Source organism: Methylobacterium sp. D54C (assembly GCF_053345595.1).
Genome location: NZ_JBKFAK010000238.1, coordinates 1 through 289 on the forward strand (window position 1 = coordinate 1; position 289 = coordinate 289).

1 pseudogene is annotated in these 289 nt (G+C 67.8%); it reads right to left on the reverse strand.

Annotation, left to right across the window (positions count from 1 at the left end):
• Nucleotides 1-178 precede the first annotated feature (178 nt).
• Nucleotides 179-289: pseudogene (locus ACLBYB_RS33325) on the reverse strand (quinoprotein relay system zinc metallohydrolase 2); the annotation flags it as partial.

Here is a 289-nt window from a genome sequence, read left to right on the forward strand (position 1 = left end):
TGTCGGAGGCGCCGGCCGCCCGCGCGCCGCCGGCGAGCGGTCCCGACAGCGCCGTCGTCGCCAGGACGAGGCCGAGGGCGAGGCTGGAGAAGGTCTGTCCGATGAAGGTCTGTCCGATCCTGTGCGTCATGGCGTGCCTCCCGATTGGCTTGGATGTGGGGATATTAAGACCTTGTCCCCACTCGAGTTCCTGGTAGGCCACGGTGACGTTGCGGCCGTTGTAGGTGTCGAACAGGGCCCACTTGTCGCGCTGGTCCGCCGCGACGCTGGTCACGGCCTTCTCGATGGG